Origin of the sequence: Streptomyces sp. NPDC093111, from assembly GCF_040683955.1 — a bacterium.
Lineage (GTDB): Bacteria > Actinomycetota > Actinomycetes > Streptomycetales > Streptomycetaceae > Streptomyces.
Genome location: NZ_JBFBNW010000004.1, coordinates 303,436 through 326,968 on the forward strand (window position 1 = coordinate 303,436; position 23,533 = coordinate 326,968).

The 23,533-nt window shown below is 72.6% G+C and carries 27 protein-coding genes, 1 tRNA gene and 1 riboswitch; of the genes, 15 read left to right on the forward strand and 13 right to left on the reverse strand.

Annotated elements, in window-relative coordinates:
* Positions 1-280 precede the first annotated feature (280 nt).
* The 6 genes from AB0Q96_RS08440 (at position 281) to AB0Q96_RS08465 (ending at position 3,497) form a co-directional block, all read left to right on the forward strand.
* A tRNA-Gly gene (locus AB0Q96_RS08440) sits at positions 281-351 on the forward strand.
* 229 nt (positions 352-580) lie between these two features.
* Entirely contained in the window at positions 581-1,780 is a 1,200-nt protein-coding gene (locus tag AB0Q96_RS08445; protein WP_365322971.1) for a PP2C family protein-serine/threonine phosphatase, read from the forward strand.
* A 262-nt stretch (positions 1,781-2,042) separates the two neighbouring features.
* On the forward strand, positions 2,043-2,597 hold the full coding sequence (locus tag AB0Q96_RS08450; RefSeq protein WP_365322973.1) for a DUF5994 family protein: 555 nt from the start codon (positions 2,043-2,045) through the stop codon (positions 2,595-2,597).
* Positions 2,598-2,602: 5 nt separating this feature from the next.
* Positions 2,603-2,812 carry a hypothetical protein gene (locus AB0Q96_RS08455; protein ID WP_365322975.1) on the forward strand — a complete coding sequence of 70 codons (210 nt, stop codon included), beginning with the start codon at positions 2,603-2,605 and terminating at the stop codon, positions 2,810-2,812.
* A gap of 104 nt (positions 2,813-2,916) precedes the next feature.
* Complete coding sequence (locus AB0Q96_RS08460; RefSeq protein ID WP_365322977.1) at positions 2,917-3,183, forward strand: hypothetical protein; 267 nt, start codon at positions 2,917-2,919, stop codon at positions 3,181-3,183.
* Between the two features lie 41 nt (positions 3,184-3,224).
* Positions 3,225-3,497, forward strand: coding sequence for a hypothetical protein (locus tag AB0Q96_RS08465; RefSeq protein WP_141303074.1), 273 nt, complete (start codon positions 3,225-3,227; stop codon positions 3,495-3,497).
* Positions 3,498-3,523: 26 nt separating this feature from the next.
* Here AB0Q96_RS08465 and AB0Q96_RS08470 read toward each other — a convergent pair whose 3' ends face one another.
* Positions 3,524-3,694, reverse strand: coding sequence for a hypothetical protein (locus AB0Q96_RS08470; RefSeq protein WP_365322979.1), 171 nt, complete (start codon positions 3,692-3,694; stop codon positions 3,524-3,526).
* A gap of 183 nt (positions 3,695-3,877) precedes the next feature.
* On the opposite strand from AB0Q96_RS08470, the gene AB0Q96_RS08475 reads away from it, so the two are divergent.
* Entirely contained in the window at positions 3,878-4,099 is a 222-nt protein-coding gene (locus AB0Q96_RS08475) for a hypothetical protein (RefSeq protein ID WP_365322981.1), read from the forward strand.
* 284 nt (positions 4,100-4,383) lie between these two features.
* Here the strand turns inward: AB0Q96_RS08475 and AB0Q96_RS08480 are convergent, their stop codons facing one another.
* Both AB0Q96_RS08480 and AB0Q96_RS08485 read right to left on the reverse strand, forming a co-directional pair.
* Positions 4,384-4,803: an SRPBCC family protein gene (locus tag AB0Q96_RS08480; protein WP_365322984.1), complete on the reverse strand. Its 420-nt coding sequence runs from the start codon at positions 4,801-4,803 to the stop codon at positions 4,384-4,386.
* A gap of 37 nt (positions 4,804-4,840) precedes the next feature.
* Entirely contained in the window at positions 4,841-5,203 is a 363-nt protein-coding gene (locus AB0Q96_RS08485) for a VOC family protein (protein ID WP_365322986.1), read from the reverse strand.
* A 129-nt stretch (positions 5,204-5,332) separates the two neighbouring features.
* Between AB0Q96_RS08485 and AB0Q96_RS08490 the strand changes: the two genes are divergently transcribed.
* On the forward strand, positions 5,333-6,154 hold the full coding sequence (locus AB0Q96_RS08490; protein ID WP_365322988.1) for an AraC family transcriptional regulator: 822 nt from the start codon (positions 5,333-5,335) through the stop codon (positions 6,152-6,154).
* Between the two features lie 53 nt (positions 6,155-6,207).
* Here the strand turns inward: AB0Q96_RS08490 and AB0Q96_RS08495 are convergent, their stop codons facing one another.
* Positions 6,208-8,049 carry an alkyl sulfatase dimerization domain-containing protein gene (locus AB0Q96_RS08495; RefSeq protein WP_365322990.1) on the reverse strand — a complete coding sequence of 614 codons (1,842 nt, stop codon included), beginning with the start codon at positions 8,047-8,049 and terminating at the stop codon, positions 6,208-6,210.
* Between AB0Q96_RS08495 and AB0Q96_RS08500 the strand changes: the two genes are divergently transcribed.
* The 3 genes from AB0Q96_RS08500 (at position 8,048) to merB (ending at position 10,231) form a co-directional block, all read left to right on the forward strand.
* Positions 8,048-8,329, forward strand: coding sequence for a hypothetical protein (locus tag AB0Q96_RS08500; RefSeq protein WP_365322992.1), 282 nt, complete (start codon positions 8,048-8,050; stop codon positions 8,327-8,329). The genes AB0Q96_RS08495 and AB0Q96_RS08500 overlap by 2 nt on opposite strands.
* Positions 8,330-8,399: 70 nt before the next feature.
* Positions 8,400-9,128, forward strand: a complete 729-nt coding sequence (locus AB0Q96_RS08505) for a DUF6585 family protein (RefSeq protein ID WP_365322994.1) — start codon at positions 8,400-8,402, stop codon at positions 9,126-9,128.
* Between the two features lie 128 nt (positions 9,129-9,256).
* On the forward strand, positions 9,257-10,231 hold the full coding sequence (gene merB / locus AB0Q96_RS08510) for an organomercurial lyase (RefSeq protein WP_365322996.1): 975 nt from the start codon (positions 9,257-9,259) through the stop codon (positions 10,229-10,231).
* Between the two features lie 121 nt (positions 10,232-10,352).
* Here the strand turns inward: merB and AB0Q96_RS08515 are convergent, their stop codons facing one another.
* The 5 genes from AB0Q96_RS08515 to AB0Q96_RS08535 form a co-directional block, all read right to left on the reverse strand.
* A complete protein-coding gene (locus tag AB0Q96_RS08515; RefSeq protein ID WP_365322998.1) occupies positions 10,353-11,006 on the reverse strand; it encodes a DUF998 domain-containing protein in 654 nt (217 codons plus the stop codon).
* Between the two features lie 77 nt (positions 11,007-11,083).
* The gene (locus AB0Q96_RS08520; RefSeq protein ID WP_365323000.1) at positions 11,084-11,695 is read right to left on the reverse strand and encodes a hypothetical protein; all 612 of its coding nucleotides are present in this window, start codon (positions 11,693-11,695) and stop codon (positions 11,084-11,086) included.
* The gene (locus AB0Q96_RS08525) at positions 11,692-12,945 is read right to left on the reverse strand and encodes an MAB_1171c family putative transporter (protein WP_365323002.1); all 1,254 of its coding nucleotides are present in this window, start codon (positions 12,943-12,945) and stop codon (positions 11,692-11,694) included. The genes AB0Q96_RS08520 and AB0Q96_RS08525 overlap by 4 nt, the downstream gene beginning before the upstream one ends.
* 34 nt (positions 12,946-12,979) lie before the next feature.
* A complete protein-coding gene (locus tag AB0Q96_RS08530) occupies positions 12,980-13,528 on the reverse strand; it encodes a toxin (RefSeq protein WP_365323311.1) in 549 nt (182 codons plus the stop codon).
* Between the two features lie 86 nt (positions 13,529-13,614).
* The gene (locus AB0Q96_RS08535) at positions 13,615-14,073 is read right to left on the reverse strand and encodes a hypothetical protein (RefSeq protein WP_365323004.1); all 459 of its coding nucleotides are present in this window, start codon (positions 14,071-14,073) and stop codon (positions 13,615-13,617) included.
* Positions 14,074-14,471: 398 nt separating this feature from the next.
* On the opposite strand from AB0Q96_RS08535, the gene AB0Q96_RS08540 reads away from it, so the two are divergent.
* Both AB0Q96_RS08540 and AB0Q96_RS08545 read left to right on the forward strand, forming a co-directional pair.
* Positions 14,472-16,412: a TerD family protein gene (locus tag AB0Q96_RS08540; protein ID WP_365323006.1), complete on the forward strand. Its 1,941-nt coding sequence runs from the start codon at positions 14,472-14,474 to the stop codon at positions 16,410-16,412.
* Positions 16,413-16,641: 229 nt separating this feature from the next.
* Complete coding sequence (locus tag AB0Q96_RS08545; protein ID WP_365323008.1) at positions 16,642-18,297, forward strand: glycosyltransferase; 1,656 nt, start codon at positions 16,642-16,644, stop codon at positions 18,295-18,297.
* Here the strand turns inward: AB0Q96_RS08545 and AB0Q96_RS08550 are convergent.
* The gene (locus AB0Q96_RS08550) at positions 18,284-19,795 is read right to left on the reverse strand and encodes a hypothetical protein (protein WP_365323012.1); all 1,512 of its coding nucleotides are present in this window, start codon (positions 19,793-19,795) and stop codon (positions 18,284-18,286) included. The genes AB0Q96_RS08545 and AB0Q96_RS08550 overlap by 14 nt on opposite strands.
* Before the next feature lie 118 nt (positions 19,796-19,913).
* On the opposite strand from AB0Q96_RS08550, the gene AB0Q96_RS08555 reads away from it, so the two are divergent.
* Positions 19,914-20,972, forward strand: coding sequence for a D-2-hydroxyacid dehydrogenase family protein (locus AB0Q96_RS08555; protein ID WP_365323014.1), 1,059 nt, complete (start codon positions 19,914-19,916; stop codon positions 20,970-20,972).
* A gap of 118 nt (positions 20,973-21,090) precedes the next feature.
* Here the strand turns inward: AB0Q96_RS08555 and AB0Q96_RS08560 are convergent, their stop codons facing one another.
* Together AB0Q96_RS08560 and AB0Q96_RS08565 are read right to left on the reverse strand one after the other, a co-directional pair.
* Positions 21,091-21,957, reverse strand: a complete 867-nt coding sequence (locus AB0Q96_RS08560; protein WP_365323017.1) for a CbtA family protein — start codon at positions 21,955-21,957, stop codon at positions 21,091-21,093.
* A 14-nt stretch (positions 21,958-21,971) separates the two neighbouring features.
* Entirely contained in the window at positions 21,972-22,202 is a 231-nt protein-coding gene (locus AB0Q96_RS08565; protein WP_329421978.1) for a CbtB-domain containing protein, read from the reverse strand.
* Positions 22,203-22,260: 58 nt separating this feature from the next.
* A riboswitch (cobalamin riboswitch) is annotated at positions 22,261-22,336 on the reverse strand.
* Positions 22,337-22,458: 122 nt separating this feature from the next.
* Between AB0Q96_RS08565 and AB0Q96_RS08570 the strand changes: the two genes are divergently transcribed.
* Positions 22,459-23,013 carry a histidine phosphatase family protein gene (locus AB0Q96_RS08570; RefSeq protein WP_365323313.1) on the forward strand — a complete coding sequence of 185 codons (555 nt, stop codon included), beginning with the start codon at positions 22,459-22,461 and terminating at the stop codon, positions 23,011-23,013.
* A 163-nt stretch (positions 23,014-23,176) separates the two neighbouring features.
* Here AB0Q96_RS08570 and AB0Q96_RS08575 read toward each other — a convergent pair whose 3' ends face one another.
* Entirely contained in the window at positions 23,177-23,533 is a 357-nt protein-coding gene (locus tag AB0Q96_RS08575; protein WP_365323019.1) for a GntR family transcriptional regulator, read from the reverse strand.

A 23,533-nucleotide genomic window follows, 5' to 3' on the forward strand; every position in this document is an offset into this window, starting at 1 on the left:
AAGCCGCCCGGGCCCGAGCCGCCCCGCGTCGAGATGCTGCAACGGGAACGTGGAGGTGCTGAAGACGTGCCCCTCGGCACAACGGACGACGGTGCGCTCGATCAACCCGATCAAGTCCCTTCCCCGGCAGGCAAGTGGTGGACGAGACAGCCACATTAGGGGATCAACAGGACGCCGCTCCAGACGGCACTCCGCACACCGGAAAGGCATGAACTTCGCCTCAAGTGGCGCATGGGGTACAGTGTGCGACGATGGCGCACCGATCTTCGGGGCGACTTTCGCGGATGTAGTTTAATGGTAGAACATGAGCTTCCCAAGCTTATAGCGCGGGTTCGATTCCCGTCATCCGCTCTTCTTACGAAGCCCCAGGTCAGCGACCTGGGGCTTCGTCGTTGCCCGGAGGGGACGTCCGGTGCCTCACCCCCGAAGCCGGGGTCGTGCCGTGGCATCCGTGTGGCGTGCCCTGCCGTCGAGGCGCATCCTGGTGGCGAGATCTCCGGTACGGGCCCGGCTCCCCTGCCCGCCGGGCCGTGGCGCGGGCGCTGCGCGGCCCGTCCGCCGCCCTGCGGAAGGGAGCGGGATGACAGTCGGATCGCCCCGGGATCCCGATCGCTCGGAGAGCTTCGGGGAGGGGCTGCTGGGCGGGCTCCTGGACCGGGCCCACGAGCTGCCGCCGCATCTGGTCGGGGCGGTCCTCGCCGACACCGTGGCACGGCTGGGGGGACGGGATCCGCAGATCCTGCTCCAGGACTACGGGCAACAGAGGCTGGTCCCCCTGCCGGGCGAAGGGCTGGCGGGCGGCGAACCGCAGGTCATCGACGGCTCCGACGCCGGCCGGTGCTTCCTCACCTCGCGCCTGGTCGAACTCGTACAGCCCGACGGCGTACGGGTCTTGCTGCCCTTGCTGGACGGGGGCGACCAGGCGGGCGTTCTGGCCGTCACGCTGGACGCCGTCGACGACGACGACCGCCGCCTGCTGCGCAGGATCGCCGGGCTGATCGCCGACATGATGCAGACCAAGAACGGCCACACCGATCTCTTCTTCCGCACCCGTCGCAGCGAACCGATGAGCGTCGCCGCGGAGATCCAGTGGTCCCTGCTGCCCCCGCTGTCGATGGTGATGCCGCGCGTCGCGGTCGCCGGAGTCCTGGAGCCCGCCTACGCCGTGGCGGGGGACAGCTTCGACTACGCCTTGAACGGCGACGTCCTGCACCTCGCCATGATCGACGCCATGGGGCACGGCCTGGACGCGGCCACGATGGCCACGGTGGCCATCGGCGCGTACCGCCACGCCCGCCGGATCAGCATCGAACTGTCCGAGATCTACCTCTTCATGGACCGGGCCATCGCCGAACAGTTCGACCTGGACCACTTCGTGACCGCCCAGATGATGCGCCTGGACACGGGAACGGGGCGCCTCCAGTGGGTCAACGCGGGGCATCCCGCGCCGATGCTGATCCGCGCGCACCGAGTCGTACGCCGCCTGGACAGCCCCACGACCCTCCCGGTCGGCTTCGGAGGTGCCCAGCCGCAGATCAGCACGGCGGCGCTGGAGCCGGGCGATCGCATCCTCTGCTTCACCGACGGGCTGATCGAAGAACACGAAAGCGGACAGGAACAGTTCGGAGAGGAGCAGCTGATCGACTGGGTGAACCAGCTGGAGCAGGCTGACCATGGGGTCCGCACGGTGGCCCGGGACCTGTCACACACCCTGAAGCGGGCACGCGACGAAACCACCTCGGACGACGCGACGCTCGTCCTGTTCGAGTGGCGCGGATGACGGCACGATGCCGATCGAAGGGCTGTGCCTCACCGCCGTGGTTCTTGCGGAACCCGCGTGCCCGCGGTGACTCCCGCGACCACCGGCCGGCGGGCGTTCCCGGTCGGAGATCGGCCGGGCGGACACCGCTCGTCAGGCCCCGGCGCGGAGTACGCTGAAGGTACCGGGAGTAACTCGAACACCCGCTCCCACGCGGACGTCGTTTCCGGCGATCAAGGCACTGGGCCGCCCTGCAGGGCGGCCCGGAGACGGGTCCGCGGTCATGACCACCACTCTGGCACCCACGCTTTCGGCGCGCCTTTCGCTGACACCGAAGACCACACTCGCCGGCCTCTTGGACGGCGCCTGGTGGCCTCGTTCACATGATCTGGCCGTCGAACTTCCGCCTCTGGTCGACGCGCTGGAGGAGCACTTCGGACGCATCACGCGCGTCGCGGTGAACCCCACCCGTTGGCCCGTCGTCCCGCACAAGGTCGCCGTCACCGGGCACACCGTGCACGTCGGCTGGTTCACCGAACAGGATCCCGACAAGATGATCCTGCTCTCCTACACCGTCGGCCGCTGCGATCTCCTGGTGATCCCACCCGAGACCGAACCATCCGCCGCCGCCCGGCTCATGACGGCCGCCGCCCTCCCCGGCAGCGTCCTGGCCGCCGGTGCCCTGATGTCCGACGAAGCCGCGACCGGCCTCCGTATGCGGGACGCCCGCAGCAGCGAGGACGCCTGGGAGACCGACGGCGGGGCCGCCCCGGCGCCCCTGCGACACCCACTCATCGGCGCGCGGATGATCCCCATGCCGAGGCACCTGCGGAGGTGACCCCCATGGAGACCCTGATCACGATCGCCGTCATCGCCCTGCTGATCGCGCTCGGCACGCGCCTGATCCACCGGCTCAACGCCCAGCACGACGAACGCATCGCCGACCATCACTTCGGCGAACCCTTCCCGGCCATCCGTCGGCCACCCGGCCACAACCACCCCACCCCGACGGAGCAGGCCGCCCGCCGCGAGGTGACGGGCACCTGGCCCTGACCGCCCGGACCATTCCTCCGGCCGAAGGCCGCGGGTGGGGCACCCGACACCCGGGACAACCCACCCGCCGGCCTCTCGCTCGCCCTCCGAAGGGACCACGCACCTTGTACCCCACCGACACCGCGGCCCTGCCCTCGGCCGGACACGCCGAGATCCGCATCGTCGCCGCCACCCCCGAAGCCGCCCGCGCGGTCGCCCAGGTCATCCGATGCTCCTTCGCCGGGGCGGAACAGCGCAGCTATCCCGCGCCCGAAGGCGGCACACGGCTCCACCTCACCGTCGACACCGCATCCGCCGCGGAACCCGCCCTCTCCTGGCTCACCACCAGCAGACCGTCCTGTCGCACCGACACCCACATCGACGAGGTGTGAGGAGTGTCGGCCGTTCCCCACCCTCAGGAAAGGACTCGGTCATGGCGACACTCCGCGAGCGACAGGTCTACCGCGAACGGGTCCTCACCGCGCTCTACGAAGCCACCGAAGGCAACCGTCTCCTCGGAGTCCCGGGGCGGAAGCTGCGGAACGACCTGCGCATCCCGGAGGAGGACCTGGCCGCCGCCTGTACGTACCTCGCCGGCGAGGACCTGATCACCGTCGACTGGGAACCGGGCAACACCCCCGCGATGGTCTCCCTGACCCACCAGGGAATCCGCCGCATGGAGGCCGAAGAGGAAGAACGCGGCTGAGCCGGACCGCCCACGGGCTCCCGACGTCATGGCGCCGCCCGGTGCCGGTGACCCACCTCGCGCGCGAGGTCCAGTCCGAGGACACGGTCGAGCAGGGCGAACGTCTCGAACTTGGCACCGGCCGGTACGTCGGCGCGCGTCACCACGGTGGCCAGCATGTCCAGGACGGCGGGGACGCCGAGATCATCTGCGAGCACGTCCCGGGCGTGCCGCAGGTACCCCAGGATCGATTCCCGTCATCCGCTCTTCTGAGCAGCCCCAGGTCAGCGGCCTGGGGCTGTTGCTTTTCGGCGGGGCGGTCCTCGGCGAACGCTTCTCGGCTGCCGCGTACCGCGGACGGAACGGGCGTGGCGGAGACGCGTGGGCGCATACTGGCAGCAATGACAAAGCCCAGTGCACCGAAGCGCTTTTTGCCCACCAGCCCCTTCAAAGCCCCGGTCGCGCCGCCTCCGAAGCAGTTCGCCGTCGGCGACCAGGTCACCCACGACGTGCACGGCCTCGGCCGGGTCGTCGGCATCGAGGACGGGATCGCGGCGGTCGTGGATTTCGGCTCGGTGCAGGAACGGATCCTGAGTCCGTACGCCAAGATGACCAAGCTGTAGGACCGCCGTGCCCGGTCACGGCACACCGGACCCGTTCCTGGCCCCGCACCGAAGAGGACCCCTCTCATCGACCTGACCTCGCCGTTCTCCGCCCCGGAAGGGGCGCCCCCCGGCACCGCCGCGGCAGCATCGCCGCATCCCACCACGGACCCCTTCCAGGCGCCCGACTTCGGAGAGGTCGAAACCTTCCCGCTCGACGAGGACGCGTAGGCGTCCGGCTCCGGCGGCGTGCCCCGGCCGTGCCCTTCAGGCAGTGAACCTCTGGACCACTCGCCCCGAGGTTCCTACCTGCCCGCCGGGCCCGGGGCGGCCTTCAGCGTCTCCCGCATGACGCGCACGCCCTGCTCGGCCATCTCGTCGATGGGGGCGGCGAGTTCGTCCGGCGTGACGTCGATCGTCCAGACGAAACGGCTGCGCCCCGCGGTGTCGGCGAGGACCTGCATCGAGGCGTGATGGTGCCTCGGCTTCATCGAGCCGCCGACCACCGCGTAGGCCACCCGGCGGGCCGCGTCGTCGACGTCGACGATCAGCTCGTGGACGACCACACCGTTCGCGAAGGTCACGATCCTGGTGTCCGCCTCCATGCGGGTGTCCGTGACGAAGCCCGGCACCAGGCGCTGGTGCACGGCTCCGACCTCGCGCAGGGCCTCCCAGACCTTCTCCGGGGAGTTGTCGATCAGGAATTCCTTGTTGATGTGAGCCATGTGCCCTTCTCCTGTCGGGTGACGTGTCAGTGACGTGTCAGGCGCCGGTGGTGAGGCAGAACGGGTGCCCCTCGGGATCGGTGAGGACGACCCACTGCTCCTTGCCGGGCTGGAACGCGGGCCTCGACGCTCCGAGGGCGAGGATCCGGCCGGCCGCCTCCTCCAGGTCGGCGACCGTGAAGTCGAGGTGGGCGTGCTGGGCATCGCCGGGCCAGCCCGGGGCCTCGTACCCCTCGACGCGTACGAACGCCAGGCCGGGCTGCTCCCCGCCTGCCAGGGAGGCGTAGTCCTCGCCGCTGTGGATGATCTCCCAGCCGGTGACCCCGCTGTAGAAGTCGGCGAGCCGAACCGGGTCGCCACAGTCGATGACTACGGTGCTGATCTGTGCGAGAACGGACATGACGGGAACTCCTCGAGCGCGGTACGGGATGGAGGACGAACTCCGCCCAGGTTGCTCGCCCCACCACGTCCCCGTCTTGAACATCCTTGCGGCGGGGCCGATGTCAGACCCCCGGCGTAGCGTCGAAGCGTGCTCACCGCCACCGTCCTCGCCGCCCGGCCCGACTTCCGCATCACCGCGGTGAGCTGCCGGGACGACCACACCCGCTGGTCGCGGACGGAGGTGCGCGAGGACTACCGGGTGGTGCTCGTGCGGCGCGGCCGGTTCCGCAGGCAGGTGGCCGGCGCCCCGGCCGAGGTCGACCCGACGACGGCCTATCTCGGCGTGCCGGGCGAGGAGGAGCGTTTCGCGCACCCGGCCGCCGGGGGCGACGAGTGCACCTCGATCAGCCTGACGCCCCCGCTGTGGCGGGCCGTGGCCGGTGAGGACGCCCGCCCGGCCCGGCAGAGCGTGTACGTGGACGCCCGCCTCGACCTGGCCCACCGCCGCGTCCTCGCGTCCGCCCGCACCGGCGACGTGGACCACGCGGTGACGGAGGAACTCCTCGGGCTGCTCTCCGCCACCCTCGGCCAGGCCGTCGACGGAGCCCTGCCCGCCGGCGTCCGTCCCGGCCGGGACGACGCGAGGCTCGTCGCCGCGGCCCGGCTCGCGATCGGCGAGGCCCATCCCGCCGCCGAGGGGCTTCTGCCGCTCGCGCAGCTCCTCGGCGTCTCGCCCTACCGTCTGAGCCGCGCCTTCACCAGCGAGCTGGGAGTCTCGCTGACCCGCTACCGCAACCGGGTCCGTGTCGGCCGGGCCCTCGACCGGCTGGACGCGGGCGAGGACAAGCTCGCCGCCCTCGCCGCCGACCTGGGCTTCTCCGACCAGGCCCACCTCACCCGGACCATGCGCCAGTACCTCGGCCACACACCGACGGCACTGCGGCGGCTCCTCGCCCCTGGGGCACCCTGAGGCCCAGGAGCGGCAGGTGTCGCCGACCCGGCGGGTGAGGTGCTCGGGGACCGTCAGGGGGTGACGATCGGGAAGTTCCGGTCGGGCTTCGAGCGATAGGCGAGGAGCCGGGTGACGAGGGCCGGGTCGCCCTCGGTCCCGATGCCGAGCTCGTCGACGCCCTTCCCGGCGAGCAGGCCGAGGAGCTGGGCCTTGCCGAGGGTGAGGGTGAGGCCGGCGGGGGTACGGGGCGGGGCCGTGGCCTCGCGGTGGGTGAGGGCGCCGTTGTGGAGGGTGAGCCGGTACCGGGTGCCGGCGCCCGTGGGGCCGTCCGTGAGGACCAGGTCGACGACGAGCTCGTCGTCCCAGGCGCGCGGGCCGTCGATCGCGATGGCGATCGAGTCGATCAGCATGGGGACGGTGAGGGCCATCACCATCTCGGGGTTGGCCAGGTCGACGACCTCTCCGGTGACGCCCTGGCGGAGCTCCTGGGCGCCGCGCAGGTAGAAGTTGCGCCAGGTGGCGTTCTCGGCGCCGTACCCGAGCCGCTGGTACACCCCGGCGAGCGTGTCCTTCGCCTCCCGGTCGTCCGGGTCGGTGAAGACGAGGTGGTTGAGCAGGGTGGCGGCGAAGCGGAGGTCGCCGTCCTCGGCGTAGGCGCGGGCCTTCGCGAGGGCGTCGGCCCGGCCGCCGACCGCCTCCACGTAGCGGCGGGCCAGTTCGGTGGGCGGGTGCTCCCACAGGTGGGCGGGGTTGCCGTCGTACCAGCCGAGGTAGCGCTGGTAGACGGCCTTGGTGTTGTGGCTGAGCGAGCCGTAGTAGCCACGGGCGTGCCACGCCTTGCGCAGGGCGGGCGGCAGCTCGATCCGCTCGGCGATCTCGACGCCGGTGTACCCCTCGTTGAGGAGCCGGAGGGTCTGGTCGTGCAGGTAGGCGTAGAGGTCGCGCTGCTCGGCGAGGAACGCCACCACGTTGTCGTGGCCCCAGGTGGGCCAGTGGTGGGAGGCGAAGCCGACGTCGTACTTCCCGTGGAAGTACTCGATGGCCTCGTCGAGGTAGTGCGCCCAGATGCGGCTGTCGCGGACGACGGCACCGCGCAGGGTGAGCACGTTGTGCATGTTGTGGGTGGCGTTCTCGGCCAGACAGAGCGCGCGGTGGTCGGGGAAGAGGAAGTTCATCTCGGCGGGCGCCTCGGTGCCCGGGGTGAGCTGGAAGACGATCCGCACCCCGTCGACCGTCTCCTCCTGGCCGGTCTCCGTGATGTCCACGGTCGGCGGGATCAGGCTGATGGTGCCGGTGGAGGTGCCCTGGCCGAGCCCCACGCCGATCTGCCCGTCGGGGGCCACGGGGAGGCCGACGCCGTACATGTAACTGGCGCGGCGGCCCATCGCGTTGCCCGCGTACACGTTCTCGCTGACCGCGTGCTCCAGGAAGCCGGCGGGGGCCAGGACCGGGACGCCGTCCTCGGTGCCGTGCGGGAGGACGCCGCGGACGCCGCCGAAGTGGTCGCCGTGCGAGTGGGTGTAGATCACCCCGGTGACCGGGCGGTCGCCGCGGTGCACCTTGTAGAGGGCGAGGGCGGCCGCCGCGGTCTCGACGGAGATCAGCGGGTCGATGACGATCACTCCGCGCTCGCCCTCGACGAGCGTCATGTTGGAGAGATCCAGACCGCGCACCTGGTAGACGCCCTCCGTGACCTCGTACAGGCCCTGACGGGAGGAGAGCCGGCCCTGCCGCCACAGACTGGGGTGGGCCGTGTCCGGGCAGTCGGCCCTCAGGAAGGCGTAGGCGTCGTTGTCCCAGATCACCCGGCCGTCGTCGGCCTTCACGACACCCGGGACGAGGGCGCCGAGGAAGCCCCGGTCGGCGTTGTCGAAGTCGGTCGTGTCCTCGAAGGAGGGCAGGGTCTCGGTCATGTACCTGAAGCTCCGTTCCGCACGCGCGTTCCACCTGTCGGTCCATCTGAACACCAGCCGCGAACCATCGCATATCGGACCTCTGACGGCCGCCGAGGTGCCCGCCGATGCCCTCGCCGCCGCCCCGGTCATCGCCCCGGTCGTCGCGCAACCGACCAACTGTGCGCCTCCGGCCGCGCGTTGGAAGACCGACGGCGGATCTACCGCACGCGAACGCCGGACCTTCATACTGGGGCCCTGGTTTCCGGGTGGGGGAGGCTTGGGTGTCGCCGGAGCGTAGTACCGCACGGGTCCCGCACGCGTTACGTGCCGCGGCGCAGGAGCACGGGCTGGGGGCCCGCAAGGGGTTGGTGCAGAACGAGCCGAAGCGCTTCCCGTGGGGTGGCGTGCTGTCCATCGGCGCGCTCGGCGTGTTCCTGGGGTGGCTGGCCCTGTCGTACGCGATCGAGGACCAGCGGGAGGAAGGCGCCTGGTACTACTCGCTTCCGCTGCTCGTTCTCGCGGCGATCCCGCTGGGGTTCGTCGGGTACTTCCTCTTCACCTGGCTGTTCCGTCCCCGGCCGCCCCAGACCTGGGTGGCCTGGCACGAGCACGGCGCCCTCCGGCACATCGACCGCGGGGACACGCAGGCGTACACCTGGGACGAGATCGCCTCGGTCACCCGGCAGGACATCCAGGTGACCAACGGGGTCACCAGCGCCACCACGCACCGGCTGACCATCCGGCCCGAGCAAGGCCCCGAGATCGTGCTGGGGGACGAGTACAGCGGGATGGTCCCGTTCGCCGAGGGCCTCGGCGACGCGTTCAGCCGCGCACGGGTGCCGCGGGACGCCGCCCGGCTGGAAGCCGGCGAACGGATCGGCTTCGGCGTGGTCGACATCGACATCTCCGGCATCGGACAGGGCGACCGCCGCATCGGCTGGCCGGAGGTGGAACGGATCGACGTGAAGCAGGGCCGCGTGGAGATCCGCCGTCGCGGCGACCGCAAGCCGTGGCTGACGCTCCCGGCTCCCGGCTTCCCCAACCTGACCGTCTTCCTGACCCTCACCGACGCGCTGCGGCGGCAGCACGAGTCCTGAGGAGCCTTCGGCACCCCCGCGTCGCGGAAGGGCTACCGTCGGGTGTGGACGTGACGGACGGGGAGGACGGGGAGGACGGGGACGACGGGGAGGACGGGGAGGACGGGAAGGAACGGGAAGGACGACTCATGCGGATCACTGTTCTGACGGTTCCCGGCTGCCCGAACGGCCCGGTCGTGGAGGAGCGGATCGCCGCCGCCCTGAGCGGGAGGGCCGTCGAGGTCGAGCGCGTCGAGGTGTACGGGGAGGAGGACGCGGCCCGGTGGGGGATGACGGGCTCGCCCACCGTCCTCGTCGACGGCGTGGACCCCTTCGCGGTGGCGGGCACGGCACCCAGCGTGTCGTGCCGCATCTACCGTGACGACGCGGGCGTCGACGGGGCGCCCGGCGTGGCCGCCCTGCGTACGGCCCTGGCCGCCGCCGGCCTTCCCGAGGAGCCCCGCGACACCGACCCGATCGGTCGCGGGGGTCGCGGGCGGCTGGCACCGGCCGAGCGCGGGCTGCGGGCCGTCCAGCAAGCCGTACTGCGGCACTTCGCGGAGACCGGCCGGGGGCCCGGCGCGGAGGAGCTGGAGACCGCGGCGGCCGGTTCCGGGCGGACCGTACGGGACGTACTGGAAGAGCTGGCCCGGGAGGACTTCCTGACCCTGGACGACGGCGGGCGGATCCGGGCGGCGTACCCCTTCTCCGCCGTACCGACCCCGCACCGGGTGCGGATCGGCGGCGGTACGGACGTGTTCTCGATGTGCGCCGTCGACGCCCTCGGCATCGCGGCGATGCTCGGCCGGGACACGGTGGTCTCCTCCGTCGACCCGGTCACCGGCGCGCCTGTCACCGTCACCTCGACGGACGGGACGACGGTCTGGGAGCCGGAGACGGCCGTGGTCTTCGTCGGCCGCCGGCCCTTCGCCGGTCCCGCCGAGGCGGTGTGCTGCGACGCGCTGAACTTCTTCACCGGCCACGCCTCGGCCACCGCCTGGTCGAAGGCCCATCCTGAGGTGCCCGGGGACATCGTCGGGCAGGCGCGCGCCGAGGAACTGGGACGCGGGACGTTCGGCCCGCTGCTGGGCCCGGCGGGCACCGACCCCTCCTGCTGCCGCTGAGGGCGAGCTACGGGAAGGATGGTGCCCGGGCGGGGGGTGAGTCCCGTAGCCAGGGTGTGAGCCCCGTAGCCAGAGTGTGAGTCCCAGGGCCGTCGTGTGCGTCACGGGGCCGACGCATGGGTCACGGCGCCGACGGCGTGGTCAGTCTGGCCGTCGTCGCTGCCAGGAAGCACAGGCCGAGGCCCGCCGCGAGGGTGAAGGCCAGGACGGAGGCGGCGGAGGCCAGGAAGCCGGCGAGCACGGCGGCCGGGGCGAGGCGGGAGGCGAGGGCCCAGGTGCGGTGGCCGCGGGCGGCGAGCGGGCGGGCCAGGACGAGGAACGCGGCGCACAGGGCGAGGTAGCCGAGCGTCCCCGCGGCCATGTGGGCGGCGCCGTGGCCGCTCATCGGCGTCGCGTCCGGGGCGCCGGCCGGGAAGCCCGCCCCCGCGTCGGCCGGGAAGGCCGCGGCGGCCCAGAAGGAGAGGGCGAAGGCGCCGACCAGGGCCGGTCCCCACGTACCGCCCGTCGCCCGGCGCAGGCCGGCCGCCCCGGCGAGCAACAGGGCTCCGGTCAGCAGGAAGTTCAGCGTCTGGACCCAGCCCCCGTCGCCGAGCGCGAGCTGGCTGATCGCGTTGCGCGTGAAGTCGAAGCCGTCCCGGGTGAGGCCCTGTACGACGCCCAGCGCGAGGAAGAGGGGGCCCGCGACGACCGCGCCGAGGGCGAGGGCGGGGACGCGGGCGGGGACGGGGGCGGTGTCGCGGGCGGTGTCGGGGTGGGTGGTGAGGGTTTCGGACATGGTGGCCTCCTCGTTCGGATCCGTCGCAGGTAGGACCGGGCCCGGGGCGGGAAGTCATCGGTGGGGGCGGGGCGAAGTCAGGTGAAGAGGAAGGCCGTTGCGGTGATCGCGCCCAGGGTCGCGCCCGCGATCGTCTGGGCGACCGTGTGGTACGCCAGGGCCACGCGGGACCAGCAGACGCCGATCGTCAGCGTGGAGGCGAGCAGCCACCACGGGGAGTGGACGGCGGCCAGCAGGGCCACCACCGCCGAGGCCACGGCGGAGTCCACCGAGATCTTCCAGACGGTGTTCACCGCGAGGAGGCCGATCGTCATCACCCACAGGGCGAGCATCGCGACCAGGATGGGCGTCGGCGCCCCGCCGAGGAGCATGACCAGCGAACCGGTGCCGATGGAGCCGAGGATGACGAAGAAGATCGGCGCGCGCTGGGTGCGGTCGACGACGTGGCGGTCGCCCCAGGTGCCGCGTTTGCGCTCCCACTCGATGTAGCCGGCCGGGATCAGTCCGGCGCACAGGGCGCCGAGGAGGCCCCACAGCAGGCCGGTCCACTGGCCGGCGGCGGCGAGGCCGAGGCCGAGCATGCCCGCGAGGAGGACGTTGCGGGGCTGGAGGACGTCGGTGACGACGCGGGCCGTGGCGGTCAGGGACGTACCCGTGGAGTCGGCCCGGGGGTGGTCGGTGCGGGTCACGCGTGGGCCTCCTGACCGGCGGCCTCGAGGACCCCGCGGCTGCGCTGGTCCGGGATGGACTTGTACGCGGCGGCCACCCGTACCAGCCAGGCGACCTCGCCGTCCTGGTCGGTGGCGTGCTTCGTCTCGAACGCGGCGGCCTTCCCGGCGGGCGTGCCCTCGGCCTTGGCGACGAGGGCCGCCTTGATCCAGTAGGCGTCGGCGAGCGCGTCGGCCTTCGCGGGGGCCGTGACCTCCCCCGCCGCGGCGTCCTTGGCGGCGGTCAGCAGGCTGTCGGGGACGTAGTGGCGCAGCTTCTCGACCGCGTCGGCGATGTCGGCGGCCCAGCGGTCGACGCGGAGGTCCGCGGGGGTGTCGAAGCGGGTCAGCTCGCGGCCGAGCGAGGCCGGCGGGGCGAAGGGCTGGTCGGGGAAGGCGGTCATGAGCTCGCGCCACAGGGGGTGCAGGTTGACCTGGGCCCGCCAGAGCCGGGCGCGGCGCCAGCCCTTGCTGAAGGCGGGGAGGGAGGCGCCCAGCGCGAAGAAGGTGAAGAGGACCAGCTGGGCGGCCTCGGTGGCCTCGTCGAAGGCGAGCGCGAAGCTCTCGCTGGGCCGGTCGACGACGCTGATCCAGAGGAAGAGGGTGCGGCTGAGGGTGTAGCCGACGCCGATGAACATCGCGAAGGTCATCATGCCGAGGCCGACCCGGAGGTGGAGCAGCTTGGCGTCGGCGGTGGCGAGGGCCCACTGGTAGGCGCAGACGGCGGACGCGGCGCCCAAGTACAGGTAGAAGACGCTCATGTAGAGCGTGGCGCCCCACTGTCCGGCGTGTTCGGCGACGAAGCGGTCCGCGGGGACCGAGCGGTCCACCACCGTGAAGAAGAGCACGGTGAGGAGGACGAGGGTGACCACGGACGCCTTGGTGGCCACCTGCTGGATGAGGCGGGCGAAGCGCACGTGGCGGGGGACCGGGCCGCCCTCGGGGAAGTGCCCGTAGATGGCGACGATGTAGCTGAGGATGGCGAGGATGGCGATGGTGGACGTGTAGTGCTTGATGAGCACCGCGAGGTCCACGACGGGGCTGTTGTTGAGCCCTATTCGGACGACCTGGGTCTTGGTCCACAGCGCGGCGGCGAAGCCCGCGTAGCAGCCCCACAGGGCGCGGCGGCGCTTGTCCTCCTCGTCGCCCCAGAGGGCGGCCGGCATGCGCCACAGGGCGACGGCAGTCATCAGACCGGCGATGAGGTAGCCGGCGAGGTCGAGCGCGGTCACGTGGGTTCCTCGGGTGGTGGGGGGTGGGGGCGCGTCACGGGGAGGAGCGGCGGAAGAAGCCGCGCCGGCGGTGGGCGACCGGTCGGGAGAGGGAGTTGGCGAGGCGGCCGACCATGTCGTCGCTGGTCACGTCGCGGGCCATGCGGGGGATGAGGGAGGCGCCGAACTCGGCGATCCGCTCGTCGTGGGTGTCGTACTGCGCGCGGGCCTGGACCGTGTCGGAGTCGAGGACCCGTTTGATGAGGGAGGTGTCGAAGACCGGCAGCAGTTGGCGCAGCCGGTCGGCGTCCAGGCTCGTGCCGTGGTCGAACCACTCGTGGCACAGCTCGTGCAGGATCACGTGCTGGGTCTGGTACGCGGTGGGGCGGCGGCGGTAGAGCACGTAGCTGGTGGTGCCGGACTTCAGGCGCAGGCCGCAGGCCGCGTTGACGCGTGCCAGTCGTTCGGGCAGCTCCTGGAGGACGATGGTCCGGCCGCGGGCCGCCTCCATGTTCGCCACCAGGCCCTCGATGGTGAAGGGGGCGGGGATGGGAAGGTCAGCCAGCCCGGCTTCGCACTCTTTGCGCAGTTCACGCAGGGACATGGGGGCCTCTTGGTCGTCGTCACGCGTGTGTGACATGCGGTCGGCGAGTTTAGCCAACGCGGGGTGCCGGCCAGGAGGCGCGTGCGCTAACTCCCTCGGATCCCGTCCTCGGCGGCGGGGTCCGGGGGCTGTTCGGCCTTGGTGTCCGCGAGCAGGGAGAGGGCGAACTCCAGGAGCTCGGCGGGGAGTCCGTCGTCGTCGACGCCGCGGCCCGCGACGCCGCTGATCTCGCCGGTACGCCGCTTGGCGAGGAACCGGAGCCCGGCGACGACGTCGCCGACGACCTCGGACTCCTCCTTGAAGAAGCGCCAGTCCACGCCGAAGCCCAGTCCGAGCGCCTTGAGGATCTCCTCGGAGGGCTGGGTGACCTTCCCGGCCAGGATGTTGGAGAAGTAGCTGTGGGAGAGGGAGCCGCCGCGCTCCTTGACCAGCTCGGCGAAGGTCCGTCCGGACACCTTCTGGCCGGGGAAGGTCTTCTCCAGCATGTACTCGACCTTCTGCCGCAACGACTGCAGCTCAGGCACGTGTTCGTCGCCGATGTCCATCCCGGTTACCTACGTTCGCATCCTGCACCGGCGCAAGTACCGGGCTTGCGTAAACACTCTACGTCACTGTTAACTGCAAAAAACACGGCCGGGGCACCACAGGGGAGTGCCCTGGCCGTGCACCACACCCACGCGCGCCCCCACCCGCACACCCCCACCCACGCCGCCTGCCCGAACCCACCACGTCCGGCCCACCCGGCCCGCCCAAAGGGTGTAGCCCTTCGCGACGGGGGATGCGCGAAGGGCTACGCGTGCAGTATGCCAGCCGCTCGGGGGGCGCTCCACAGGGCGCCGCTGCCGAAAACCATAGAACCGTGACGCTTCTCTCGGTGGCGACATTCCGGGAGAAATCGACATTCAGGTTGAAGTCGTACGCGGGCCGGGATCATCCTGCCGACATGCCTTCCGCAGCCACCGCTCTCGACGTGTCCCACCTCCCCGACTACGCGCACGACTGGGCACTCGTCGACGTCGAGACCTCCGGGCTGGTCGCACGCCGGGACCGGATCCTCTCGGTCGCGGTGGTGACCCTCGGCCCGGACGGCACGCCGACCGAGGAGTTCAGCACCCTGGTCGACCCCGGCCCCGGCTGCGATCCGGGCCCGGTCCACATCCACGGTCTCACCGTCGAACGGCTGCGCGGCGCACCGGCCTTCGCGGAGGTCGCGGAACGAATCGGCGCACTGCTGCGGGACCGCGTCATGGTGGCCCACAACGCGCAGTTCGACTACGACTTCCTGGCCCACGAGTTCGCCCGCGCAGGGCTCGCCCTGCCCGTCGCACGGCGTCTGTGCACCCTGGCCCTGAACCGGCGCGTGGAACCGCCCACCGACGACCTCACTCTGGCGTCGCTGGCCGCGCACTACGGAGTGGCGCAGACCAGGGCCCACGACGCGGTGGACGACACCCGCGTCCTCGCGGGCATCTTCCGCGCCTCCCTGGCCGAGGCCGTACGGCTGGACCTCCCGCTGCCCCTGGTGCCCTGCCCGCCCCGGCAGGACCCCCGGTTCGCGCCGAAGCCGCCGAAGACCGCGTGCGCCTTCCGGAACCCCGGGCGGCTCGGTCCGGGCGGACCTCTCGTCCAGGGCATGAAGGTCGCCGTCACGGGGGAGACGGCGCTCTCCCGGGCCGAGTTGACGGTCCGGTCCGTGGCCGCCGGTCTCAACGTCATGTCCTCCGTCAGCCGCCACACCAGCCTGCTGGTCACCAACGACGCCGCCTCGGACTCGGCGAAGGCCCGGCGCGCGATCGCCGAGGGCGTCCCGGTCGTCGACGAGGACACGTTCCTTGCGCTGCTGGCGGACGTACGCCCGGGAACGCCCCACGAGAAGCACGGACGGAACGAGCAGCCGGCCGCGCCGGCGATGCCCGCCACCGCGCAGGCGGCTGCCACGGCGACGACTCCTCCCGTACCGCCCGTGGCTCCCGTGGTGTCCGCGCCGGCCGTGGCTCCCGTATCGTCCGCGCCGGCCACGCCGCCCGTACCGCTCCCGCCGGTAGCCGCCGCTCCCGTCGCAGTCCCCGCACCCCGGCAGCCCGAACCCGCCCCTGCCGCCAAGCCCTTCGGGCGGCGCCGGGTCCTGGTCCTGGGTGGTTCGCACGAGGAGGCGTCCGCCGCGCGGGGCCGGGTCGTCGAGCTGGGCGGAGCCGCCGCGATCTACCTCTCGGCGAGCGTCACCGACGTCGTGGTCCTCGCCGACGGGGAACGGGACCGCCGCATGCCCCGCGTCACGTCGATGGGACTGCCGGTCCATGGCCCGGAGTGGCTCGGTGCGCCCGCCATCGAGCCCGGGGACGGCCCGGGCCGTCCCGGGACGGCGGGGCGAGTGCTGCCGCGCGGCGGAGTCATCGACCTGCCCTCCGCCGGCGGCTGGCACGTGAGCGCGTCCTGGGCCCGTCAGACCCGGGGCGAGATCGACGTCGTCGCCTTCGTCCTCGACGAGGACGAACAGGTCTCCAGCGACGGCGACTTCGTCTTCTACGGTGCGCCGGAGAGCCCAGACGGTGCCACCAGGCTGCTGTGCGACGGACCCACCGAGCAGTCCGTGGCCGTCGACCTCACCGCACTGCCCCCCGCCGTCCGCCGAATCGCGATCGCCGCCGCCATCGACGGCACGGCCACCTTCGGCGACATCGGCGCCGTCCAGGTCACCCTCGCACCGGGTGTCGACGCCCCGGTCACCGCACAGGCCGCCCTTGACGCCGCCACCAGCGAACGCACCCTGCTCCTCGGCGAGATCTACCGCCGCGGCCCCATCTGGCGCTTCCGCGCCGTCGGGCAGGGTTACGACCACGACCTGGAGACACTCGTCCGCGGATACGGCGTCGACGTCCCCTGATCCCCGGGCCGGCCCGGCACCGACGCCAGCCCCTGTCGGCACCCCCGCCCAGCATGATCATTCCGGATGTCCCGCACAAAAGGGCGGAACCCCATGGAACCCGGCCGCCCCTTCCCCCGTCTCCCCCACGGGGAAGAAGTCCGACGTCCGCCGTCAGAGTGACACAAGGCGGACCTCGCTCGTTTAACGGCCGGATGGTTCACAGGATCCGCACACCTGGGGGCGAACGATGAAGGTCCCGGCTCAGCCAACGGTCTCCGTTGTGCTGCCCGTCTACAACGCGATGCCCTACCTGCGGCTGACGCTCCATTCGATCGAGCAGCAGACCGTCGGGCTCGACGCCCTGGAGGTCGTCGCCGTGAACGACGGCAGCACCGACGGGAGCGGCGAGGTGCTCGACGAGTGGGCCGCGCGGCATCCGGGGCGGGTGAAGGTCGTGCACCAGGCCGCCTCCGGCGGTCCGAGCCGGCCGCGGAACGTCGGGCTCGACCATGCCACCGGCCGCTACGTGTTCTTCGTGGACGGCGACGACTGCCTCGGCCCCGAGGCGCTGGAGCGGCTCGTCGCCATGGCCGAGCGGAACGGCTCCGACACCGTCCTCGCCAGACTCGTCGGGGTCGGACGCCGGGTGCCCAAGCAGGTGTTCGCGAAGAACGTCGACCGGGCCGACCTGTCCAAGGGCGACGTCTACTACACCCTCATGCCGTTCAAGCTGTTCCGCCGCGAGGTCATCGAGAAGCACGGCCTCCGCTTCCCCGAGCACATGCGGATCAGCGAGGACCAGCACTTCGTCGCCCGCGCCTACCTGCACAGCAAGGTCATCTCCATCGTCGGCGACTACGACTGCTACTACGTCGTCAAACGCGGCGACGACGGCAACATCACCGCCGACGGCATCGAGTTCGGCACCGCCCTCCGGCAGGCCGCCGAGATGGTCGAGCTCGTGAAGGGGATGACCGGGCCCGGGCCGCTGCGCGACCACCTCGTCGGCCGGCACGTCAACGTCGAGATGATCCGCCGCTTCGACCAGGGCTTCCTCGACGCCGACGCCGACGAGCGCAAACTGCTCGTCGAACTCGCCCGGCCCCACGCCCGGGAGTGGATCGGGCCCGGCGTCCTCGCCCGGATGCCCGTCCACGAGAAGCTGATCGCGCACTGCCTGCGCGAAGGACTCGTCGACGAGCTCGCCGCCGTCGTCCGCTGGCAGCTCGCCGGCCGGCCCGGCAAGGCGCTCGTCCGGGACGGGCGGATGTACGCCGCCCCGCCCTACCCGCCGGCCGGCTCCCCCGCGTACGGGGAACTGTGCGACATCACCGGCCAGACGCTCGGCGCCAGCCCGCGCCGCCGGGTCGACCGGCTCGCCTGGCACGGCACCGTGCTCGAACTCTCCGGGTACGCCTACCTCGACCAGGTCGACACCGACGACCTCGTCACCGAACTCGTCCTGCGGCACACCGCCAGCGGGCGCGAGCTCGCCGTCACCGCCGAACAGACCCCCTCGCCGCACCTCACGGTGAGCCGCGGCAAGGAGACGTACGACTACGGGCGGGCCTGCTTCCGCGCCTCCCTCGACCTGACCCGCGCCGACGGCGGCGGCCCGCTCCCCAAGGGCGACTGGCAGCTCTCGCTGCGCTGCACCGCCCACGGCCTGACCGCCCGCGGCGCCCTCGGCAACGCCCTGGGCGGCAAGGTCAGCAAGCGGGCCGACGAGCACGCCGTCGCGCTGCCCGGCACGGCCAAGCGGCTGCACACCGTACGGGTCGGGCCCAGCGACGGCGAACTGCTGCTGCGCCTGCGGCCCGCGCACTCCGCCGTCTCCGCGTACGCCGTCAGCTTCGGGTGGAAGGCGGCGCGGGCCGTACGGACGCGGATCAATTGGAGGTGAGGGAGGGTCCCGTGCCGGTGCCGGTGCCGGTGCCCGTTCCCGGTCCCGTGGCCGGTCCCGATCCCGATCCCGTGCCCTTGTCGTCCGGGCCGCCGGTCGCGCCGCCGCCCGGTCCCGTGGCCGGTCCCGATCCCGATCCCGTGCCCTTGTCGTCCGGGCCGCCGGTCGCGCCGCCGCCCGGTCCGCCCGTCGGGCCCGGTCCGCCCGCCGGGTCCCGTCCGTTCTTCGGGGCCGCCGGCTCCTCCGCCAGGAACTCCGTCACCGCGAAGGCGAAGAGCAGGGCCAGCGCCAGGCCGACGACCACCCAGCCTGTGGGGTACGACCACAGCACGTACGTCAGCACGGCCGCCGCCACCAGCACCCAGACGATCCACCGGCGGTAGCGGCCGACGAACGGGCCCACCGGGCCGGTGCGGAAGCCCGCGTGGTCGGCGGTCGTGCGGGCCGCGCCGATGCCCGAGTGCCACACGCCCCGTACCAGCGTGGCGTACTTCCCCGAGCCGGAGAGCCAGGCGGCGAGCGCGACGACCACGCCGAGCACCGCGACCATCCGCACCGAGGTGCGCAGGTAGCGGATCAGGATGTCGTAGACGGAGCCGGCGGCGGCCGGGGAGACGCCGTTGGGCAGGGCGTTGAGATAGACCGTGCGGAAGACGGTCAGGCCGACGCCGAGCACCAGCGCCCCGGCCACGACGCCGAGGGCCCCGGCGACCAGGCTGCGGCGCCGGTGGGCGGCGAGCAGGACGCCTCCCGCGATGAGCACGACGGCGATCACCGGCAGCCAGAAGCCCATCTTCTGCAGGAGCGCGAAGCCGGTCTTCACCTTCCCGATGTCGTCGGACTGCACGAGGGTGAAGTCGGTGTGGACCTCGGGGATCTTGCCCGCCACGGTCAGCCCGGAGTCCACCAGCCGCTGTTTGACCTGGTCGACGACGGGCGCGAGGTCCAGCGTCACCGTGTTCTGCTCGATCTTCACGGCACCCTCGTCGCTGCCCGTGAGGGCCCGGTCGAGGGAGGTGTGGACGGCCCGGTTGGCCTCGTTCCAGATGTTCTGGAAGGTGCCGGAGGCCACGACGTCCTGCGTCTTCTCGTGGACGAAGCTGCCGACCGCGCCCTCCAGCGAGTTGCCCAGCTTGCCCAGGGCCTTCTCCAGGACCGGGCGCTGCGCGGGCGCCACGCCTTCGAGGAGGTCGGTGAGGTCGATGTGCTCCATCACCACGTTGGTGACGCGGGTCGCGACGGCCGCCTGGACGTCGGCGTCCTTCGCGAGCGGGGCCACCGTGGACACGTACCGGTCGGTGTTGCCGAGCAGGTCCGCCGTCCAGGCGGCGACCAGGCTCAGCGGGGCCAGGACGCAGCCGATGACGATGAGGAGCGCCGAGAAGAACGCGCGTACCCGGTGGTGGGCCGGGGCCGGTGGGCGGGCCACCGCCTCCGCCTCCAGAGCGGCCACCCGGGCCCGCAGCACGGAGAGTTCGTCGTCACCACCGGTCGTCATACCGCCTCCGGAGTCCGTCCGGCGTCGCACGGCGGGACGCCGGGCCCGATCACCCCGATTGTGTGCGGTGAGCGAACGTCTGTCGCTTCGAGCGGGGCCATTTGGGATCATGCGCTCCATGCCGTCCACGCCGAGTACGCCGTCCATGCCGAGTACGCCGAATCTCTCGACCGCGTCCGCCGCCTCCTCCGGGCCCGCCGCGTCCGCCGCGCCCGCCGCGAAGCTGCGCTGCGCGGTCCTCGACGACTTCCAGGGCGTCGCCCTGTCCTGTGCCGACTGGAGCCCGCTCGACGACCGGGTCGAGGTCCGCGTCCTGCGGGAACACCTCGCCGACCGCGACGCGCTGGTCGCCGCCGTCGAGGACTGCGAGATCCTCGTGGTGATGCGCGAGCGGACCCCGCTCGACGCCGCCCTCCTGGACCGGCTGCCCCGGCTGCGGCTGATCGTCACCTCGGGCCTGCGCAACGTCTCGATCGACGTCGCCGCCGCCCGCGCCCGCGGCGTCACGGTCTGCGGCACCGCCAGCGGCTCCGAACCGCCGACCGAGCTGACCTGGGCGCTGATCCTGGGACTGGCCCGGCAGGTGCACACGGAGAGCCGGGCGATGCGCGAGGGCGGGCCGTGGCAGTCGACGCTCGGCCTCGACCTGTCCGGGCGCACCCTGGGGCTCGTGGGCCTCGGCAAGATCGGCGGCCGGGTGGCGCGGATCGGCCTCGCGTTCGGCATGGACGTGGTCGCCTGGAGCCCGCACCTGACCGAGGAGCGGGCCGCCGAGCACGGGGTGCGGCGGGCGGAGAGCCTGCCCGATCTGCTGGCCGGCAGCGACGTCGTCTCCCTGCACATGGTGCTCTCCGACCGCACCCGCGGCCTGCTCGGGGAGGCGGAACTGCGGGCGATGCGGCCCGGCGCGTACCTGGTCAACACCTCCCGCGCGGGCCTGGTCGACGGGGCGGCGCTGCTCGGCGCGCTGCGCGAGGGCCGGATCGCGGGGGCCGGGCTCGACGTGTACGAGACGGAGCCGCTGCCCGCCGACGACCCGCTGCGGACCCTGCCGAACGTCCTCGCGCTGCCGCACCTCGGGTACGTCACCGAGGCCAACTACGCGCGCTACTTCGGGCAGGCCGTCGAGGACATCGAGGCGTTCCTGGCGGGGGCGCCGGTCCGCGAGCTGGACTGACCTCACAGGAAAGGTACGACACGCGTCGGCCCCGTACCCCCACGGAAGGGGTACGGGGCCGATGACCGCGTACGAGGTGTACGCGCCGTACGCGCCGTACGAGGCGTACGGGCGTGGCTCAGGCGGCCGGGGCCGGCTGTGCCACCTGTGCCGGGGCCGGACGCGGGGCGAGGAGCCGCTCCGCGAGCAGGCCGAAGGCGAGTCCGAAGACCACCCACAGACCGGCCTGGATGCCCAGGGTCGCGAGGCGGAACTCCCACAGCACGGCGGCCGGGAAGGACGCCTGTACCGAGTCCCCGTTCCCGGGGAGGAACAGGCACGCGACCGTGATCGCCGCGACGAAGCCCGCGCCCGCCACGACGGTCGCGTTCCAGTTGCCGAGGCGCGGGGCGAGCCGGCGGCCCGCGACGATCGCCGCGACGCCGAGCAGCACGCTCAGCAGGATCATCAGGAAGAACAGGGTGGTGCGCTGCCCGATGGTGTCCGGGTTGCCGACGGCCGGCGGGGTCGCCGGGTACTTCAGGAACGGCACCAGATAGACCGTGGTGAAGGCGGCCGCCGCGACGAGCGCCGCGGTCGCCTTCGGGCTGAAACGGCCCACCCGGCCCAGGACGAAGCAGAACGCCAGCGACGCGATGCCGCCGAGGGCGACGCCGTAGACGAGGACGCCGGTGGCGAGACCCGCCGTGGACTGGAGGTCCCGGCTGACGATCTCTTCCTCCTCCTCGGCGGGAGCCGCGGCCTGCCCATGGCCCGCGCCATGGCTGTGGGCTGCCGCGTGCTCCGCCTTGGCGGCGGCCTCCTCGACGGCGATCGAGGCGTTGACGGACGGTTCACCCGCGACGTAGGCGACGCCGAAGGCGAAGAGTCCGGCGATCAGGCCCGCGAGCATGCCGCGGACCAGGAGCCGCCCCACGAGCGAACCCGTGGGGGCGGCGGGGGACTGAGCCGGGGACGGAGCGGTGGATGGAGCGGTGGGTGACATGTGCGCGGTGCCCCTCAGTGGCAGGGGAAGCCGAGCAGGTGACGCCCGTCGTGCACCCACTCGTGCACGTCGCTGCCCGCGAACAGGGACGTGGCGCCCTGCTCGGCACCGACGAAGTAGAGCGCTACGAGCATCAGGATCCCGGCGAACGCCGCCCACGGGAGCACCGCGCGGACCGGCAGGGAAACCGGAACGGCGATGGACGGGGTGGACGTGACGGCGGGCGACGCGATGGCCTCGGCCATGGTGGAACCTCCTCGGGAACTCGCGTCCCATACGGTGGTGCGCGACGACGGTCGTCGGGTCTGACTCACCCCTCCCGGGAACACCGGGGCGGGCTCACAGTGGCGCGACCGTGCCGGACTTGCACCGGACTTCCGTCTCGCCGTCGTCGTTCTGTGGAATTGACGCCTGACCGTACCGCGCCCGTCACTCCGCGCCAAGGGCGCCCGGGAGACGGCCGATGAATTGAGGGATGAATCACCCATGCCCGTGCGCCCCTTGTCCGTACGGCTCACGCTGGTCTCCCCGGCGATGACGGCCGCCCTGCGCGAGGCCCGGTTCGACGACGGCGGGCCGGTCGAGGCCGTCACCTCGGGCCCCTTGGCGCTTCCGGCGGGGGTACGGGTGGTCTCCTCGCCGTCCGGGCGGTGCCGGGCGACCGCCGAGGCCCTGGGCCTCGACCCGGCCTCGGTACGGGACGAGCCCGCCCTCGCGGGCTGCGCGATGGGCCGGTGGCGGGGGCGCCGCCTGGACGAACTGACCGGCGAGGAACCGGAGTCGGTGGCCGCCTGGCTCGCCGACCCCGCCGCCGCCCCGCACGGCGGCGAGTCCCTGCGGGAGCTGCGCGCCCGGGTCGCCGGCTGGCTGGACGCCCTGGAGCCGGGCCCCGTCCACGCCTTCGCCGAACCGGACGTCGTCCGCGCGGCCGTCAGCCACGCGCTCGGCGCGCCCGACTCCACCTTCTGGCGCCTCGACGTGCGCCCGCTGCACGCGGTGGAGCTGTCGGGGCGGTCGGGGCGGTGGAACGTGCGGCTGGGGGCGGCGGTCGGCTGAGGACCCGCCGGCCCGGCGCCCCGCCGCCCCGCCGCCCCGGCGGCCCGGCGGCCCGGCGGCCCGGCAGCCGGCTGAGGCCCCGCCGCCAACCGGCCGCCGCACCAGCCGACCGCCGACCGCTGCCCGCTGCCCGCTGCCCGCTGGAATCCGCCCCCCTCACCCCTCACCCAAGAGACGCGCGCGCCAGCTCCAGGAACTCATCATCCGTAAGCCCCAGTTGCCGCGCCTCAGCGGCCAGTTCCCGTAGCCGGTCGATGAGTTGGGCGCGTCCCGGTGCCGCCGCACCCGGGACGATGACGGCCCCGCGGCCGCGGCGGAGCTCGATCAGGCCCTCCTCGCGGAGCCGTTGGTAGCCGCGCAGCACGGTGTGCACGTTGACCCCGAGGGAGTCGGCGAGCTCCCGCGCGGCGGGCAGTCGCTCGCCGGGCAGGGCGCTGCCGTCGGCGAGGGCGCCCCGGACGCAGCCGGCGATCTGGTCGCCGAGGGGGACGGAGGAGGCGGGATCCACCCGAAAGAGCAC

Bases quoted from the DNA above. Each gene is read 5' to 3' on its own strand.
- AB0Q96_RS08545 (WP_365323008.1), top strand. From the start codon at position 16,642: ATGAAGGTCCCGGCTCAGCCAACGGTCTCCGTTGTGCTGCCCGTCTAC.
- AB0Q96_RS08450 (WP_365322973.1), top strand. From the start codon at position 2,043: ATGACCACCACTCTGGCACCCACGCTTTCGGCGCGCCTTTCGCTGACA.
- merB (WP_365322996.1), top strand. From the start codon at position 9,257: ATGCGGATCACTGTTCTGACGGTTCCCGGCTGCCCGAACGGCCCGGTC.
- AB0Q96_RS08540 (WP_365323006.1), top strand. From the start codon at position 14,472: ATGCCTTCCGCAGCCACCGCTCTCGACGTGTCCCACCTCCCCGACTAC.
- AB0Q96_RS08530 (WP_365323311.1), bottom strand. From the start codon at position 13,528: ATGTCCCTGCGTGAACTGCGCAAAGAGTGCGAAGCCGGGCTGGCTGAC.
- AB0Q96_RS08445 (WP_365322971.1), top strand. From the start codon at position 581: ATGACAGTCGGATCGCCCCGGGATCCCGATCGCTCGGAGAGCTTCGGG.
- AB0Q96_RS08475 (WP_365322981.1), top strand. From the start codon at position 3,878: ATGACAAAGCCCAGTGCACCGAAGCGCTTTTTGCCCACCAGCCCCTTC.
- AB0Q96_RS08555 (WP_365323014.1), top strand. From the start codon at position 19,914: ATGCCGTCCACGCCGAGTACGCCGTCCATGCCGAGTACGCCGAATCTC.
- AB0Q96_RS08515 (WP_365322998.1), bottom strand. From the start codon at position 11,006: ATGTCCGAAACCCTCACCACCCACCCCGACACCGCCCGCGACACCGCC.
- AB0Q96_RS08495 (WP_365322990.1), bottom strand. From the start codon at position 8,049: ATGACCGAGACCCTGCCCTCCTTCGAGGACACGACCGACTTCGACAAC.
- AB0Q96_RS08550 (WP_365323012.1), bottom strand. From the start codon at position 19,795: ATGACGACCGGTGGTGACGACGAACTCTCCGTGCTGCGGGCCCGGGTG.
- AB0Q96_RS08455 (WP_365322975.1), top strand. From the start codon at position 2,603: ATGGAGACCCTGATCACGATCGCCGTCATCGCCCTGCTGATCGCGCTC.
- AB0Q96_RS08535 (WP_365323004.1), bottom strand. From the start codon at position 14,073: ATGGACATCGGCGACGAACACGTGCCTGAGCTGCAGTCGTTGCGGCAG.
- AB0Q96_RS08465 (WP_141303074.1), top strand. From the start codon at position 3,225: ATGGCGACACTCCGCGAGCGACAGGTCTACCGCGAACGGGTCCTCACC.
- AB0Q96_RS08480 (WP_365322984.1), bottom strand. From the start codon at position 4,803: ATGGCTCACATCAACAAGGAATTCCTGATCGACAACTCCCCGGAGAAG.
- AB0Q96_RS08565 (WP_329421978.1), bottom strand. From the start codon at position 22,202: ATGGCCGAGGCCATCGCGTCGCCCGCCGTCACGTCCACCCCGTCCATC.
- AB0Q96_RS08485 (WP_365322986.1), bottom strand. From the start codon at position 5,203: ATGTCCGTTCTCGCACAGATCAGCACCGTAGTCATCGACTGTGGCGAC.
- AB0Q96_RS08560 (WP_365323017.1), bottom strand. From the start codon at position 21,957: ATGTCACCCACCGCTCCATCCACCGCTCCGTCCCCGGCTCAGTCCCCC.
- AB0Q96_RS08500 (WP_365322992.1), top strand. From the start codon at position 8,048: ATGTACCTGAAGCTCCGTTCCGCACGCGCGTTCCACCTGTCGGTCCAT.